Source organism: Cryobacterium sp. MLB-32 (genome assembly GCF_000738085.1).
GTDB lineage: Bacteria > Actinomycetota > Actinomycetes > Actinomycetales > Microbacteriaceae > Cryobacterium.
This window is the reverse complement of the sequence record NZ_JPRS01000725.1, coordinates 1-467: the sequence shown is the minus strand read 5'-3', so window position 1 is coordinate 467 and position 467 is coordinate 1. Positions and strand designations below refer to the sequence as shown.

Here is a 467-nt window from a genome sequence, read left to right as displayed (position 1 = left end):
CACTTTTCGGAGGCGGCCCTGTGGGTAACTCCGTGGAATGTCGGTGGATAACTACATAATTGTAATTACCTCATGTAGTGGCTATACCCAATTCCAATCACTAGATGTAGTATTAGGAGATCAGCCCGACACTAGTGAACGGCGAAAGACTTCCTCACTATTGCAGCATCAAAATCAAGAATCCTGAACGATAGAAAGGCCATCTGCTATGGCAATTACGGTCTACACCAAGCCCTCCTGCGTGCAGTGCACGGCGACCTACCGCGCCCTGGACAACAAGGGCATCGAGTACGAAGTCCTCGACCTCTCGGTCGACGAGAACGCGCTCGAAGCGGTCAAGGCTCTCGGTTACCTGCAAGCCCCTGTTGTGATCACGGACGAAGAGCACTGGAGCGGATTCCGCCCCGACAAGATCAACGCGCTCGCCGCTCGTCTGGCGTAACCAGCTGCTACGCGTCGCCAGAGTC

1 protein-coding gene is annotated in these 467 nt (G+C 54.6%); it reads left to right on the top strand.

Going from position 1 to position 467, the window contains the following annotated elements; translation table 11 throughout:
* Positions 1–208: 208 nt before the first annotated feature.
* Positions 209–442 carry a glutaredoxin-like protein NrdH gene (gene nrdH, locus JF66_RS21090; protein ID WP_035880942.1) on the top strand — a complete coding sequence of 78 codons (234 nt, stop codon included), beginning with the start codon at positions 209–211 and terminating at the stop codon, positions 440–442.
* The last annotated feature ends 25 nt before the right edge of the window (positions 443–467 follow it).